Raw genomic sequence first — 14949 nt, forward strand, 5'->3', positions numbered from 1 at the left:
TATGGCTGCAAAGATTCGGGTTAACCCTTGGTTTGCTATGTCCCCTGATAACCCATCGCGCGGCTGATCAGTCGGGCCTCTTGCAGCAGTGCGGGGCAGATGGCGCCATCGGGCCGCAGGTCAAAGCCGCCCGTGGCGCCCAGGGTGGTCAGGCAGGCGCACACATTGCCCGTGGCGTCGAAGACCGGGGCGGCCAGCGCGCTGATGCCCTTGAGCAGCGAGTCATGGGCCACGGCCCAGCCCCGCGCCCGCACCTGCTGGCGCAACTGCTCGACCGGGCGGGTGCCATCAAGCTGCGAGCGCCTGTCTGCCGAGGCCTCGGCCAGCTCCTGCTCGGCCATGTCGATCACCAGCCGGTCGCTGGAAAAACCCAGAAACACCCGGCCCGTGGCCGACCACAGCGTGGAGAGCACCGAGCCCGCGCGGATGTTCACCGTAACGGGCAGGGTGGGCTCTTCCATGCGCAGCACGGTGGCCCCCTTGTTGCCCATCACCGCCAGGAAGGCCGTGACCTCCAGCGCCTGGCGCAGCCGCTGCAGGGACGCCTCGCCCAGGCGGATGGGGTCGCACTGGCGCAGGGCCGCCAGGCCGATGGCGATCGACTCCTGGGCCAGGTAGTAGTGCTGGTTGACGGGCGACTGCTCGACAAAGCCCTGCTGGCACAGGCTGGCAAGGTAGCGATGCACCTTGGCAGGGCTCTCGTCCACCTCGGCGGCCGTCGCGGTAAGGCTGGCCGCACCGCCCAGGCGGGTCAGCGCCTTGAGGACGCTGAGCCCCATTTCTGCGGACTGGACACGTTGCCGGCGGTCGGCCACCCGGGCCGTGGAAGGGGATGTGGTCATGGTGTTTTGGTCGAAAACCTAGGGTAAACGCTGCCCCAAGATATTACGCATAGCGGAGTAACATCACGCAGATATTAATCCCCTGAGGTGCAGACATGTTGAAAAATCGTCGCTTGTTGGCTGGAATGCTTGCTTTGCCGGCCTTGCTGGCGTGGGCCGCCCCGGCCAGCGCGCAAACCTACCCGGCCAAGGCCATCCGCTGGCTGGTGCCGTACCCGGCGGGCGGCGGATCCGATTTTCTCGCGCGCACGGTGGGCCAGCAGCTCTCGACCCAGATCGGCCAGCCGGTGCTGATCGACAACAAGCCCGGTGGCAACACGGCCATCGCCGCCGTGGAAACGGGCCGCGCCGCGCCCGATGGCTACACCATCCTGTCGGCCGACAACGGCACCATGGTGTTCAACCCCGCGCTGTACAGCAAGCTCACCTACAACCCCAGCAAGGACCTGTTGCCCGTGACCCTGATGGGCAAGTTCCCGATGATCCTGGTGGTCAACCCGGGCGCCGACTTCAAGGATGCCAAGGACTTCGTCGCCAAGGCCAAGGCCAAGCCCGGCGCCATGAGCTTCGGCTCGGCCGGCGCGGGCAGCCCGCACCACCTGGCGATGGAGCTGCTCAAGGTCGATGCCGGCCTGTTCATGACCCACATCCCCTACCGCGGCGCTGCGCCGGCGCTGACGGACCTGGCCGGCGGGCAGATCCCCGCCATGATGGTCGACCTGGCCGCCGGTGGCGCCTTCATCAAGGCCGGCAAGGTGCGCCCGCTGGCCGTGGCCAGCGCCAAGCGGCTGCCGCAGCTGCCCGATGTGCCAACCTTCGCCGAACTGGGCTTCAAGAACGTCGAGGCGTCTGCCCAGGTGGGCATCGTCGCGCCCGCAGGCACACCGGCAGACGTGGTGGCGTCGCTGCAAAAGCAGGTGGCCGCCGCCATCAACCAGCCTGCGGTCAAGCAAAAGCTGGTGGACTTCGGCATCGAGCCCGTGGCCAGCACGCCGGCCCAGTATGCGGACCTGATCCGCACCGAGACGGACCGGTGGCACAAGCTGATCAAGGCGCAGCGCATCACCCTCGATTGAGGACCGCGGGCTCCCGGCAAAACCCCATGGCGCCTACAGGTTTGCAGCGGGTCTGGTGCCATCGTGCCACTCCCCGTTACAGTTGAAAACTCATCAGTTCAACTCAATACCGGAGAGTTTCATGCTGTCACGTCGCCATTTCCTGGGTGCTGGGCTTGCCGCCCCCGCCTTTTACGCTGCGGGCTCGTTCGTGCCCGTGTGGGCGCAGAACGCGCCCAACTTCGGTACGCCCACCTTGCCCAACCCCGGCTTTCGGCGCATGAAGGTGGGCGATGCGGAGGTGGTGGCGCTGGTCGATGGCATCACGCGCCGCCCGCTGGGCGAGGAGTTCGTGAAGAACGCGCCGCTTGCCGAAGTGCGTGCGCTGCTCACCTCGCAGGGCCTGCCCATGGACTACATCGACGTGCCCTACACCCCCTTCCTGGTGCTGGCAGGCGGGCGCAAGATTTTGATCGACACGGGCCTGGGTGAGTTTGGCGGCCCCACCACCGGCAAGCTGCTCGACAGCCTGGCCGCTGCAGGCCTGAAGGCCGATGACATCGACACCGTGCTCATCAGCCACTACCACGGCGACCACATCAACGGCATTCGCAACAAGGCGGGCGCGCTGACCTTCCCCAAGGCCAAGGTGCTGGTGCCGGCCGCCGAGCATGCCTTCTGGATGGACGATGCCCGCATGGCGGCTGCCCCTGCGGGCATGAAGGGCGCCTTCGAGAACGTGCGCCGCACCTTTGCCACCATGCCGGCCGACACGCTGGTGCAGTTCGGGGCGGGCACCGAAGTGGCGCCGGGCATCCAGTCCGTGGCGGCCTACGGGCACACACCGGGCCACACGCTGTTCGAGCTCAAGTCCGCCGGCCAGAACTTCTTTTACGTGGCCGACCTGACCAATGTGCCGGCCCTCTTCGCACGCAACCCCGACTGGGCCGTGACCTTCGACATGGATGCCGAGGCCGCGCGCAAGGTGCGGCGCGAGGTGTTCCAACGCATCACCGCCAGCAATGCCATGCTGGGGGGCTTTCACTTCCCGTTCCCGGCATTCGGGCGCATGGCGGCATCGGGCAATGGCTATGCCTTCCAGCCCGCAGCCTGAAGCGGCCGTTGGCCGGCGCACCGTGCTGGGCGCCGGGCTGGCGTTGACCACGCTGCACGCCTGGGCCGCCCAGGACGCCGAGGCCGAGGCCCTGCTGCGCAAGGGCGGGGTGGTGGCCGCGTTCCGCCATGCGCTGGCACCTGGCACCTTCGATCCACCGGGGTTTCGCCTGGGCGATTGCGGCACGCAGCGCAACCTCAGCGAAGAAGGGCGCGAGCAGGCGCGGCGCACCGGGGCGTGGTTCAAGGAGCGCCAGCTGCAGCCGGCCAAGGTGCTTTCGAGCCCCTGGTGCCGCTGCATCGACAGTGCCACGCTGGCATTTGCCGCCCCCCAGGTGTGGCCCGCGCTGGGCTCGCCGCGCGGCGCGCCGGAGACCACCGGTGCCGGCCACCTGCGCGAGCTGCGCCAGGCGCTGGTGGCCGCCTCGGCCCGGCGCGGGAGTTTCGAGGCCTGGTTCACCCATATGTTCGTGCTGTCCGATCTGGCCAGCACCAACACCAGTTCGGGCGAGGCGCTGATCCTGCGCGCAGACCGCAGCGGCAAGACCGAGGTGCTGGCCCGCCTGCAGGTCCAGGTCTGAGGGGTTAGTTACACGTCTGCGAGTTGACGATGCGCTTCAAGGCATCGGTGTCGAGGATGCGCACATGGCGCTGCTTGACCTCGACGATGCCGTCCTCGGCGAACTTCGAGAAGGTGCGGCTCACGGTTTCGAGCTTGAGGCCCAGGTAGCTGCCGATTTCTTCGCGCGTCATGCGCAGCACCAGCTCGGACTGCGAGAACCCGCGCGCGTGCAGGCGCTGCACCAGGTTCAGCAGAAAGGCGGCCAGGCGCTCCTCGGCGCGCATGCTGCCCAGCAGCAGCATGACCCCGTGCTCGCGCACGATCTCGCGGCTCATGATCTTGTGCACATGGTGCTGCAGGGCCGTGACCTCGCGCGAGAGCTCCTCGATGCGGTCGAACGGCATCACGCAGACCTCGGCATCCTCCAGGGCCACGGCGTCGCAGGTGTGGTGGTCGTTGACGATGCCGTCCAGGCCGATGATCTCGCCCGCCATCTGAAAGCCCGTCACCTGGTCGCGCCCGTCCTCGGTGGCCACGCAGGTCTTGAAGAAGCCGGTGCGGATGGCGTACAGCGAGGTGAACATCTCGCCGTTGTGGAACAGCGTGCCCCCGCGCTTGATCTTGCGCCGCACGGCCACGATCTCGTCGATGCGCTCCAGCTGCTTCTCGTCCAGGCCCACGGGCATGCACAGCTCGCGCAGGTTGCAGTTGGAGCAGGCGACTTTGATGGCAAGCGGGTTCATGGGCGTGGACGCTGGTTGGATGCGCGGGCGGACCGTGTCCGGGGAGAGGAGCGTGGTGGTGGCTGACATGCATCAAATTGTCGCCACTCTGACTCCGTGAACACTTGATCTACATCAAGGTCGGTGGGCAACGGCTGCGGCAAAGTCCTTACCAAAGAAGGATTTCCCCCAAATGACCGCTGTGACGCCCGAACTTCTGAGCCGTTTCGATGTGCCTGGTCCCCGTTATACCTCTTACCCCACGGCGGACCGTTTTGTAGAAGCCTTTGGCGAAGACGAGTATGTGCTGGCACTGGCCCAGCGCAAGGCGGGCACGCCGGGCAAGGCGCTGCCGCTGTCGCTGTATGTACACATTCCGTTCTGCGAATCGCTGTGCTACTACTGCGCCTGCAACAAGATCATCACCAGGCACCACGACCGGGGCGACGTCTACCTGCGCTACCTGGCGCGCGAGGTGGCGCTGCACACGGCCCACTGCGGCACGGGCCAGATGGTGAGCCAGCTGCACCTGGGCGGGGGCACGCCCACCTTTCTGTCGGACGACAAGCTGCGCGAGCTGATGGCGGTGCTCAGGCGCAGCTTCACGTTTGCGCCGGGCGGCGAATACTCCATCGAGGTGGACCCGCGCACCGTGACCCCCGAGCGCCTGGCGGTGCTGGCCGAGCTCGGGTTCAACCGCCTGAGCTTTGGCGTGCAGGACTTCGATGCCGACGTGCAGAAGGCCGTGCACCGCGTGCAGCCGGCCGGGCAGGTGTTTGCGCTGGTGGAGGCGGCGCGCAGCCTGGGCTTCGAGTCGGTCAACGTGGACCTGATCTATGGCCTGCCGCGGCAGACGCCCGAATCCTTCGACCGCACGCTGGAGCAGGTCAAGCAGTTGCGGCCCGACCGCATTGCGCTGTATGCCTACGCGCACCTGCCCGAGCGCTTCAAGCCGCAGCGGCGCATCGTGCCGGCCGAGCTGCCGGCGGCGCCTTCCAAGGTGGCCATGCTCTCGCGCTCGCTGCAGCAATTCATGGACGCGGGCTATGTGTATGTGGGCATGGACCACTTCGCGCTGCCCACCGATGCGCTGGCCGTGGCCAAGCGCCAGGGGCGGCTGCACCGCAACTTCCAGGGCTACAGCACCCAGCCCGATTGCGACCTGATCGCCCTCGGGGTCTCGGCCATCGGCCGGGTGGGCGCCACCTACAGCCAGAACGCCAAGACCCTGGACGAGTACTACGACCTGCTGGACCAGGGCCGCCTGCCCGTGGTGCGCGGCCTGGCGCTGAACCGCGACGACCTGGTGCGCCGCGCCGTCATCATGGCGCTGATGTGCCAGGGGGAGCTGCTGTTCGAATCCATCGAGGCGGGCTGGCTGATCGACTTCCGGCGCACCTTTGCGGCCGAACTGGAGCAGCTCGAAGGCATGCAGGAGCAGGGCCTGGTCAGCGTGACCCAGGAGGGCATCACCGTTTCGGCCATGGGCTGGTTCTTCGTGCGCGGCATCGCCATGGTGTTCGACCGCTATTTGCAGGCCGACCGCAACCGGGCCCGCTTTTCAAGAATCATCTGACCATGCTGACCACCCTGGGCTGGACTGCGCTGCTGATGGGGCTGGCCGGCGGCCCGCACTGCCTGGCCATGTGCGCGGCGCCTTGCGGGGCGCTGGTGGGGCAGGGCGGGGAACAACCCGTTCGCTGGGCCGGGCCGGTCGGTGCAGGGCTTGCCGTGGCCCCTGTCGCACCCTCCTTCTCCTTGGCGCGATCCATCGCTTTCCATGGCGGGCGGGTGGCCGGCTATGCGGGTCTGGGCGCGGCCGCTGCGACCGCGATGGACAGCCTGGCCTGGCTGACCCAGCGCACGGCCGCGTTGGAGCCGGCCTGGACCTTTCTGCACCTGGCCATCATGGCCTGGGGCCTGCTGCTCCTGGTGCAGGCGCGCCAGCCGGCCTGGGTGGAAGGCCTGGGCCGTGCGGTATGGCAGCGCGTGTGGCCGCTCACGGCGGGGGCGGGCGGTGTGGGCGCCGCCGGGCTGCTGTGGGCGCTGATGCCCTGCGGCCTGCTGTACTCGGCCCTGCTGGTCGCGGCGCTCAGCGGCGGGCCGGTGCAGGGGGCGGCCACCATGGCGCTGTTCGCCCTGGGCAGTGGCCTGTGGCTGGTGGGCGGGCCCTGGCTGTGGTCGCGGCTGCGCAGCCGCCTGAACCAGGCCCGGGCCGACTGGGGCACCCGCGTGGCCGGGGGGCTGCTGTGTGCGGCCGCCGGCTGGGCGCTGTGGATGGACCTGGTCTACAAGCCCTCGCTGTGGTGCCGGTGATACATCCGAGGGCCTTGGGCGGGGCAGGGCGGACTGTTGTTTTGCATGTCCTACGTACTTGTACGCACGCATGGGGCTGACCGGGTCTGCACGGGCAGCCTTTCGGGTCGCGAGCCACCGCAGGGTTTTTACCAATAGGTAAAGCGGGCCGCGGCCCCCGCCAGCCCCGGAGTGGGGGGTATGTCCTAAGACATGGCGGGGCAAGACAAGCACCAAGAACTGGAGATAATGGGTGTAACCAATGGTGGCAGAAGTGCCGCCGTGTTTCCTCACGTACGCCTGAAGTGAATTCTTCCATCCTCATCGATATCCGCCAACTGCGCATCGGCATGTATATCCAGCTCGATCTGGGCTGGATGCACCATCCGTTTCCGGTGAGCAGTTTCCGGGTAGCGTCCGCCGAACAGATCGCCACCTTGCGCGAGCTGGGGCTGACCGAGGTGCGTTACGTCCCCAAGAAGAGCGACCCCGACCTGCGCGAACTGGCGCTGGCGCCGGTGGGCAGCCCCGAGGCGACCCAGGATGCCGGCGCTGGCGAAGCAGCCGCACCTGCAGAGCCGCCGGCCCCGCCGCGCGACCCGGCGGTGGACGAGGCCGCTGCGCGCCGACGCCGGTTGCTGGAGGCGCAGAACAGTGCCCTGGCGCAGTGCAACCAGCGCTTTGGCGAGGCCACGCGCCGCTATGTGGCGCTGGAAAAGGTGGTTGTGGACCATCCCGAGCGCGCCCGCACCGACGGTGAGGTGCTGGTGGCCGGCTGCGTCAGCGACCTGCTCAACAACGGCGATTCGGTGATCCGCCTGCTCTCCGAGGGGGTGGGCGAACCCGGTGCGCTGCACCCGGTGAATGTGCTGGTCGTCAGCCTGCTGCTGGGCAAGGCCCTGGGCATGAAGGTCGAGGACCTGCAGGACCTGGGCGTGGCGGCCCTGATCCACGACCTGGGCAAGCTGCGCCTGCCCGACGCATTCAAGAACGTACAGGCGCACATGCCCGCGCCCGACCGCGCCCGCTACGAAGGCCATGTGCGCGAGTCGGTGGCGCTGGCGGGCCGCATGGGCCTGGGCAAGCCGGTGCTGCTGGCCATTGCGCAGCACCATGAAATGGTGGACGGCAGCGGTTTTCCGATGCGGCTCACGGCGGCAGACCTCTCGCGCCCCGGCCAGGTGTTGGCGCTGGTCAACCACTACGACCGCCTGTGCAGCCCTGGCAGCGGCATGGGCGGACTGACCCCGCACGAGGCGCTGTCGGTGATTTTTGCCCAGCACAAGGCGCGCTTCGATGCCGTGGTGCTGGGGGCCTTCATCCGCATGATGGGGGTGTACCCGCCGGGCTCCATCGTGCAGTTGGTCAACGACCGCTACGCCATCGTGGCCTCGGTCAACTCCTCGCGGCCGCTGCGGCCCAAGGTGATCGTGCACGATGCGCGCGTGCCCAAGGACGAGGCACCCATCCTCGATCTGGAGACGGTGCCCGAGCTCGGTATCCGCCGCAGCTTGAAGCCTGCCCAGCTGCCGCGCGAAGCGCTCGACTACCTGTCGCCGCGCAAGCGCATCTGCTATTTCTTCGAGCGTGCCGTGGCCCCCGTCCCCGAAGAGGGTGGAGCGTGATCCGGCCGCTGCCGCAGGCATGGATCGATGGTTTGCTGGAGGCGGTGTGGCTCGTCGATGAGAAGAGCTTGCACATCCTGGCCGCCAACCAGGCGGCCGAGCACCTGACCGGCCTGGGCATCGCCGACATGCTGGGCACACCGGTGACCCTGCTGGCGGCTACGCCGCAGGACCAGATCTTCTGGAGCCAGCCCGCGGCCGTGGTGGCCGATGGCATCCATTCGCACACCAGCGTGCTGCACTCCACCGGTATCCTGGTGGCGGTGGAGCGGCGCGTGACGCGCGTGCCCCGGCTCGAAGGGGGCACGGCCTTTCTCGTCACCATGGTGGACCGCAGCCACCAGCAGGCCACCGAGCGCGAGCTCGAAACCCTGCTGGCCGAGCTGCGCGCCACGCTCGACTCGGCCGCCGACGGCATGCTGGTGTGCAGCCTGGACGGGCGCGTACGGGCCTTCAACCAGCGCCTGGCCCAGCTGTGGAACGTGCCGGCCCCGCTGCTGCTGCGCCGCGACGATGAGGCCCTTTTCGCCCACATGGCCGACCAGGTGGCCGACGTGCCGGTCTACATGGAGCGGCTGGCGGCCATCACCGCCGAGCCCATGCAGGAGAGCATCGACATCCTGGGCCTGCGCAACGGCATGAGCCTGGAGCGCCGCTCGGTGCCCCAGTTCAGCCAGGGGCGTGCGGTGGGGCGGGTGTATTCGTTTCGGGACATCACGCGCCAGCACGAGGTGCAGGCCAGCCTGCGCCTGGCGGCACGGGTCTTCGAGTCGAGCATGGACGCGATCTTCATCGCCGACAGCCACCACCGCCTGATGCGCATGAACCCGGGCTGCGAGCGCCTGGTGGGCAAGACCGCGCGCGCCTTCGAGGGGGCGGCCGCGGCCTCGCTGTTCGGCGGCGGGCCCGATGCCGACTTCATGGCCCAGGTCGAGGCCGGCTGGGCGCGTGAGGGCTTCTGGGAGGGCGAGCTGTGGCTGCCGCGCGAGAACGATGCCTACTGCGCCGTGCAGCTGTCCTGGGTGGCGCTGCGTGACGACGAAGACCGGCTGGTGCAGAGCATTGGCTTCATGCGCGACCTCACCTTGCAGCATGCCGCGCAAAAGCGCATCGAGGAGCTGGCCTACAGCGACGTGCTGACCGGTCTGCCCAACCGGCTGCTGCTGTCGCAGCGCGTGGACACGGCCATCCAGGGCGCGCGCCAGAGCGACACCGGCTTTGCCATCCTGTTCCTGGACCTGGACCGCTTCAAGATCATCAACGACTCGCTGGGCCACCCCTTTGGAGACCGCGTGCTGCAATTGGTGGCCGAGCGCCTGCAGACCTGCCTGCGCCAGACCGACATGCTGTGCCGCCTGGGCGGCGACGAATTCGTGATCTACCTGCACGGCGGCGATGCCGTGGTGGCCGAGAGCGTGGCGCGGCGCATCCTCGATGAGATGCTGCGCCCCTTCACGCTCGACAGCATGGGCTTCTCCATCCAGTGCAGCATCGGCATGGCGCTGTACCCGCAGGACGGCGGCTCGCTCGACGAGCTGATCAAGCAGGCCGATACGGCCATGTACCAGGTCAAGGAGCGCGGCCGCGGCAGCTATGGCTTCTACCAACCGCAGATGAATGCCAACCTGCTCTCGCGCATGAAGCTGGAGCACGCCATGCGCCAGGCGCTGGGCGAGCAGCGCATGGCCGTGCACTACCAGCCCCAGGTGAGCATGGCGACCGGCGCCATCACCGGTGCCGAGGCGCTGATCCGCTGGACCGACCCGGAGTTCGGTCCGGTCTCGCCGGGCATGTTCATCCCGCTGGCCGAAGAGTCGGGCTACATCGTCACGCTGGGCGCCTGGGTCATGGAGCAGGCCGTGCGCGAGGCTGCCACGTGGATCCACAGTGGCCACCCCATCGTGGTGTCGGTCAACGTCTCGGCGCTGGAGTTCCGCCAGCCCGATTTCGTGGAGCGGCTCACGCGCCTGCTGGCCGTGCACCAGCTGCCGCCCACGCTGCTGGAGCTGGAGCTGACCGAGACCATTTTGCTGCAGGACGCCGCCGAGATGGAGCAGCGCCTGCACGAGCTGGCGGGCCTGGGCGTGAGCCTGGCCATCGACGACTTCGGCACCGGCTATTCGAGCCTGGCCTACCTCAAGAAGCTGCCCATCCACAAGCTCAAGATCGACCAGTCCTTCGTGCGCGGCCTGCCCGACGACGACGGCGACCGGGCCATCGTCAGCGCCATCATCAGCATGGGCCACGCGATGCGCATCGAGGTGGTGGCCGAGGGGGTGGAGACCGAGGTGCAGCGCGCCGTGCTCGCGCAGATGCAGTGCGACCACTACCAGGGCTTTCTGCGCGCCCCCGGCCTGCCGGCCGAAGACTTCCGGCGCCTGCTGGGGCGGCCCTCCGTGGCGCCGCCCGGTGTTCCGGCGCCACAGCCGTTGGTGGCACAGCCGGCGCCCGATCCGAAAGACTGAGCGCCATACCCTGCGCGGCCCTGGATCAGAGGGCGCTCAGTCCCTTGTACAGCATGTACGCTGCCAGGCAGAACAGCAGGCTGGCGAACACGCGCTTGAGCTGCTTGACCGGCAGCTTGTGCGCTGCCTTGGCGCCCAGCGGCGCGGTGAGCACGCTGCACACGGCGATCACCGCCAGGCCGGGCAGCCAGATGTAGCCCAGCGAGGCCGGCGGCAGGTTCTGCACCGTCTGCCCGCTGAGCGCATAGCCCACCACATTGGCCAGCGCGATCGGAAAGCCGAGCGCCGCACTGGTGGCCACGGCATTGTGGATGGCCACGTTGCACCAGGTCATGAAGGGCACGCTCACGAAGCCGCCGCCGGCACCCACCAGGCCCGAGAGAAACCCGATCACGCCGCCTGCGGCCAATTGGCCTGCCGTGCCCGGCATCTGGCGCGTGGGTGCTGGCTTCTTGTCCAGCAGCATCTGGCTGGCCGAGAAGCTCACGAACAACGCGAAGAAGATCGCCAGCGACGAGCCCTTGAGCAGGGCGAAGATGCCCAGGCTGGCCGCGAAGCCACCGATCACGATGCCGGGTGCCAGGCGCTGCACGATGTCCCAGCGCACAGCGCCGCGCTGGTGGTGGGCGCGCACGCTGGAGATGGATGTGAAGACGATGGTGGCCATCGAGGTGGCGATCGCCATCTTCACCGCCAGGTCGGGGGCGATGTCGCGCGCACCCAGGATGTAGGTCAGGAAGGGCACCATCAGCATGCCGCCGCCAATGCCCAAGAGCCCTGCGAGAAAGCCCGTGCACAGGCCAAGGACACCGAGTTCAACGATCAGGAGGGGGTCGAGCATGGGGAGTTGAGCGATGGAAATGGAGGAGGGGCGGGAAGGTACCGCACCGCAGGAATTGTAGAGCGCGTGCTGGCCAGGCCAGCCGGGGGGGGGCGGTGCTACTTCGCCTTGCCCTGCGTGCGCCGTGGCGAGGCCGTTGGAGGCCCTCGGACAGTTGCTTGCCGGGATGCCCGTGGCCGCAGTGGCCAGAAAAAAATGGCTGCCGGATCGCTCGGGCAGCCATTTCGGGAATAGGTGTCTGCGGCATTGCTACCGGACCCTCATCCTGAACCGGGGGTTCAGGTGGGCGAGGGCAGCCAGGTGTTGGGTTCATCTGACGCGAGATGATCACGCTCCCCTGGCGATGTACCAAGCCCGTGCTCGTTGAGCATTGGTTCAAGGAAATATAAGACCCGGCGGCACCGCAGACACCTTTATTGTAGGCGCTGAAAATGCCCTTTGCAGCCGTTAGGCGATGTAAAGAAAATCTCCAGAATGTGCGCCGCTGATAGCGTGCGGCGCGGCGCTCTCCGGCTTTACAGCAGCCGCCCGTCTTCGCCCAGGGCCTGGTCCAGGCGCTGCACCAGGCTTTGCAGGCGCAGGGCCTCGTCCGCATCGGGCGGCAGCAGCGATTCCTGCACACCGCTGGCGCTGCGCCGGGGCGAGGGCGCCGGCATGTCGTCGCCCATCGCCATGGGGGTGGCCATGGGCACGGGGTGGGGGTGGTCGGCCGCCTCGGCCATGTCGGCGGCTTCGCGGTCGGCGATCTCGAAGGCGAGGTTCAGCGCAGCCAGCACCGCGATGCGTTCGCGGGCACGCACCTTGCCGGCATCACGGATGCGCGTCATGGCGGTGTCCACACGCTCCACGGCATCGAGCAGGCGGCTCTCGTGCCCCTCGGGGCAACTGAGCAGGTAGCTTTGCTGCAGGATCTGCACCTCGATTTGCTTCATGCGGCGTCTTTCGCGGGAGGGGCCTGGGGCAGGCGCTCAAGCAGGGCGTCCACGCGCGAGCGGGCTGCGCTCAGGCGGGATTTCAGGGAGTCGCGTTCCTGGGTGAGTGCGGCCACCTGTTCGGACAGCAGTGCGTTGGTGCGCTGCAGTTCGGCGTGGCGCACCAGCAGGCGCTCCACGCGCTCGGCGATCTGGTCGGTAGTCGATGGTGTTGTTGCCATACAGCCATCGATTGTAGGACGGCGGGTTGTAAACGGTCGTAAAATCACCGGGTTGGTGCTCGCGGTGTGGTTCACATGCCGCAGTTCAACGGGAAGCAGGGAGGTGGCGCCACGCATGGCGCGCCGAGCCTGCGCTGCCCCCGCAACGGTCAGCGGACGAAGCCTTCGGGCTTCTCTCTCCAACCACATGCCACTGGGTGCCTTGAACAAGCACCTGGGAAGGCCTTGGGGAGTGTTCCGCCAGCCCGGATACCGGCCAACACGGTGGCTGCCTGCGTCCTGATGAGGGGCGTGTGCAGCTGTATCACCCAATTCGCTGGCGGGAGGCCGGCACGGGTTTTTGCTTGCCGACGATTCGCCCCATGAAGATCCGTACCCCCCGTGCGCGCGCTGCTGCGCCTGTTTCCAGGTCCTATTGCCTGCGCCCTGCGCTCGTGTCCCTGGCCGTGCTCGGCGCTTGCGCCGCCCAGGCCCAGCAGGCCGACGCCGGTGGCTCCGTGCTGCTGGCGCAGAACCTGCGCGCGCCCTCGATGGCCGAGACCGTGGTGACCGCCACACGCACACCCCAGCCCCTGTCCGACCTGGTGGCCGACGTGACCGTGATCGACCGCACGACCATCGAGACCAGCGGCGCCACCGGCCTGGCCGATGTGCTGGCGCGCGTGCCGGGCATCGAGATCTCGCGCAACGGCGGGCCCGGCACCACCACGGGTGTGTTCCTGCGCGGTGCCGAGTCGCGCTTCACGGCCGTGTACATCGACGGCGTGCGCATGGACTCGCAGTCCACCGGCGGCGCAGCATGGGAGTCGATCCCGCTGGCGCAGATCGACCGCATCGAAGTGCTGCGCGGCCCGGCCGGCGCGGTGTATGGCTCCGACGCCATGGGCGGCGTGGTGCAGATCTTCACCAAGCGCGGCGAGCAGGGCGTGGCGCCCTACGTGGGCATCGGCATTGGCAACCACGGCACGCGCAAGGCCGAGGCCGGCGTGAGCGGCGCCAGCGGCACCATCGACTATGCCTTCGGCATCGCACGCGAGGAGAGCAAGGGCTTCAACGCCCGCACCGTGGCGACGCAGAACCCCGACCGCGACGGCTACGAGAGCACCTCGGCCAGTGCCCGCGTGGGCCTGCAGGTCAACGCCACGCACCGGCTGGAAGCCACGCTGCTCGCCAACGACCTGGACAGCGGCTACGACAGCGGCCTGGGCCGGGACGACCGCAACCAGCACCAGCTGCACGCCCTGGGGCTGAACTGGCAGGCGCAGTGGACCCCGCAGTACAAGACGCGTGTGCAGATCACCGACTCACGCGACGAGTACCAGACCGCGCCTTCCTTCTACCTGACCGAAACCCGCCTGCGCGGCTACCTGTTCCAGAACGAATGGCGCCAGGGCCCGCACCTGGTGACGGCGGCGCTGGAGCGCCGCGAAGACCGCCTGGAAAACGCCCCCATCGACCGCAAGCGCTCGCAGGACGCGCTGGCGCTGGGCTACGGCTATACCGCCGGTGCCCACACGCTGCAGGCCAATGTTCGCCACGACTCGGACAGCGAGTTCGGCGGCAAGGGCACGGGCAGCCTGGCCTATGGCTATACCTTTGCACCCCAGTGGCGCGCCACGGCATCGGTGGGCACGGCCTTCCGTGCGCCCACGCTGTACCACCGTTTCAGCGAGTACGGCACGGGCCGCCTGAACCCCGAGAGCAGCCGCAATGCCGAGCTGGGCCTGCGCTGGGCACAGGCATCGAGCAGCTTCTCAGTCACCGCCTACCGCAACCGCGTGCAGGACCTGATCGTCTTCGGCCCCGCCGGGCGCTGCCCCTCCACGCAAGGCTGCTATGCGAATGTTGCGCGCGCCGAATACAAGGGCGTGACCTTCGCCGGCTCTTACCGCCTGGGCAGCGTGCAGCTGCGCGGTTCGCTCGACCTGCAGAACCCGCGCGACCTCGATACCGGCAAGATGCTGGCGCGCCGCGCCAAGCGCCACGGCACCCTGGGCGCCGACACGCAGTTGGCCGGCTGGACCGTGGGTGCCGAGGTGCAGGCCTCGGGCCGCCGTTTCGACACCGTGGCCAACACCTTTGTGCTGGGCGGCTACAGCCTGTTCAACCTGTATGCCAGCACGCGCATCGCACGCGACTTCACGCTGACCGCGCGCCTGGACAACGCGGCCGACAAGACCTACGAGCTGGCACGCACCTACGCCACCCCGGGCCGCACGGTCTATGTGGGCGTGAAGTGGGCGCCGCAGTAAGCGCACGGACAACGAGAGAGAGCA

13 protein-coding genes, 1 other RNA gene and 1 riboswitch are annotated in these 14949 nt (G+C 68.2%); of the genes, 8 read left to right on the plus strand and 6 right to left on the minus strand.

The features are described from left to right. Positions 1-35: 35 nt before the first annotated feature. A complete protein-coding gene (locus AC0IZS_RS19895; RefSeq protein ID WP_471637195.1) occupies positions 36-842 on the minus strand; it encodes an IclR family transcriptional regulator in 807 nt (268 codons plus the stop codon). A gap of 95 nt (positions 843-937) precedes the next feature. On the opposite strand from AC0IZS_RS19895, the gene AC0IZS_RS19900 reads away from it, so the two are divergent. The 3 genes from AC0IZS_RS19900 (at position 938) to AC0IZS_RS19910 (ending at position 3591) form a co-directional block, all read left to right on the plus strand. Further along, a complete protein-coding gene (locus AC0IZS_RS19900; RefSeq protein ID WP_471637196.1) occupies positions 938-1918 on the plus strand; it encodes a Bug family tripartite tricarboxylate transporter substrate binding protein in 981 nt (326 codons plus the stop codon). Between the two features lie 121 nt (positions 1919-2039). After that, the gene (locus AC0IZS_RS19905) at positions 2040-3011 is read left to right on the plus strand and encodes an MBL fold metallo-hydrolase (RefSeq protein WP_471637197.1); all 972 of its coding nucleotides are present in this window, start codon (positions 2040-2042) and stop codon (positions 3009-3011) included. Further along, on the plus strand, positions 2983-3591 hold the full coding sequence (locus AC0IZS_RS19910; protein ID WP_471637198.1) for a histidine phosphatase family protein: 609 nt from the start codon (positions 2983-2985) through the stop codon (positions 3589-3591). The genes AC0IZS_RS19905 and AC0IZS_RS19910 overlap by 29 nt, the downstream gene beginning before the upstream one ends. 4 nt (positions 3592-3595) lie before the next feature. Here the strand turns inward: AC0IZS_RS19910 and fnr are convergent, their stop codons facing one another. Next, positions 3596-4315 carry a fumarate/nitrate reduction transcriptional regulator Fnr gene (fnr, locus tag AC0IZS_RS19915; protein ID WP_471637199.1) on the minus strand — a complete coding sequence of 240 codons (720 nt, stop codon included), beginning with the start codon at positions 4313-4315 and terminating at the stop codon, positions 3596-3598. Between the two features lie 172 nt (positions 4316-4487). Here fnr and hemN point away from each other — a divergent pair, with 172 nt between their 5' ends. The 4 genes from hemN (at position 4488) to AC0IZS_RS19935 (ending at position 10679) form a co-directional block, all read left to right on the plus strand. After that, complete coding sequence (gene hemN, locus AC0IZS_RS19920; protein ID WP_471637200.1) at positions 4488-5870, plus strand: oxygen-independent coproporphyrinogen III oxidase; 1383 nt, start codon at positions 4488-4490, stop codon at positions 5868-5870. A gap of 2 nt (positions 5871-5872) precedes the next feature. After that, a complete protein-coding gene (locus AC0IZS_RS19925) occupies positions 5873-6610 on the plus strand; it encodes a sulfite exporter TauE/SafE family protein (protein WP_471637201.1) in 738 nt (245 codons plus the stop codon). 284 nt (positions 6611-6894) lie between these two features. After that, positions 6895-8214, plus strand: coding sequence for an HD-GYP domain-containing protein (locus AC0IZS_RS19930; RefSeq protein WP_471637202.1), 1320 nt, complete (start codon positions 6895-6897; stop codon positions 8212-8214). Further along, on the plus strand, positions 8211-10679 hold the full coding sequence (locus AC0IZS_RS19935; RefSeq protein ID WP_471637203.1) for a putative bifunctional diguanylate cyclase/phosphodiesterase: 2469 nt from the start codon (positions 8211-8213) through the stop codon (positions 10677-10679). Before AC0IZS_RS19930 ends, AC0IZS_RS19935 begins: the two co-directional genes overlap by 4 nt. A gap of 25 nt (positions 10680-10704) precedes the next feature. On the opposite strand, the gene AC0IZS_RS19940 is transcribed toward AC0IZS_RS19935, so the two are convergent. The 4 genes from AC0IZS_RS19940 to AC0IZS_RS19955 all read right to left on the minus strand — a co-directional run bounded on the left by AC0IZS_RS19940 (position 10705) and on the right by AC0IZS_RS19955 (position 12673). Next, positions 10705-11520 carry a sulfite exporter TauE/SafE family protein gene (locus tag AC0IZS_RS19940; RefSeq protein WP_471637204.1) on the minus strand — a complete coding sequence of 272 codons (816 nt, stop codon included), beginning with the start codon at positions 11518-11520 and terminating at the stop codon, positions 10705-10707. Positions 11521-11751: 231 nt separating this feature from the next. Then, a non-coding RNA gene (gene ssrS / locus AC0IZS_RS19945) (6S RNA) lies at positions 11752-11933 on the minus strand. A gap of 102 nt (positions 11934-12035) precedes the next feature. After that, positions 12036-12452 carry a cell division protein ZapA gene (locus AC0IZS_RS19950; protein WP_471637205.1) on the minus strand — a complete coding sequence of 139 codons (417 nt, stop codon included), beginning with the start codon at positions 12450-12452 and terminating at the stop codon, positions 12036-12038. Further along, complete coding sequence (locus AC0IZS_RS19955) at positions 12449-12673, minus strand: hypothetical protein (protein WP_007858570.1); 225 nt, start codon at positions 12671-12673, stop codon at positions 12449-12451. Before AC0IZS_RS19955 ends, AC0IZS_RS19950 begins: the two co-directional genes overlap by 4 nt. A gap of 36 nt (positions 12674-12709) precedes the next feature. Next, positions 12710-12948, plus strand: a riboswitch (cobalamin riboswitch). Between the two features lie 87 nt (positions 12949-13035). Here AC0IZS_RS19955 and AC0IZS_RS19960 point away from each other — a divergent pair. Next, entirely contained in the window at positions 13036-14925 is a 1890-nt protein-coding gene (locus tag AC0IZS_RS19960; protein WP_471637206.1) for a TonB-dependent receptor domain-containing protein, read from the plus strand. Positions 14926-14949 lie beyond the last annotated feature (24 nt).

Source organism: Acidovorax sp. AC410 (assembly GCF_979253235.1).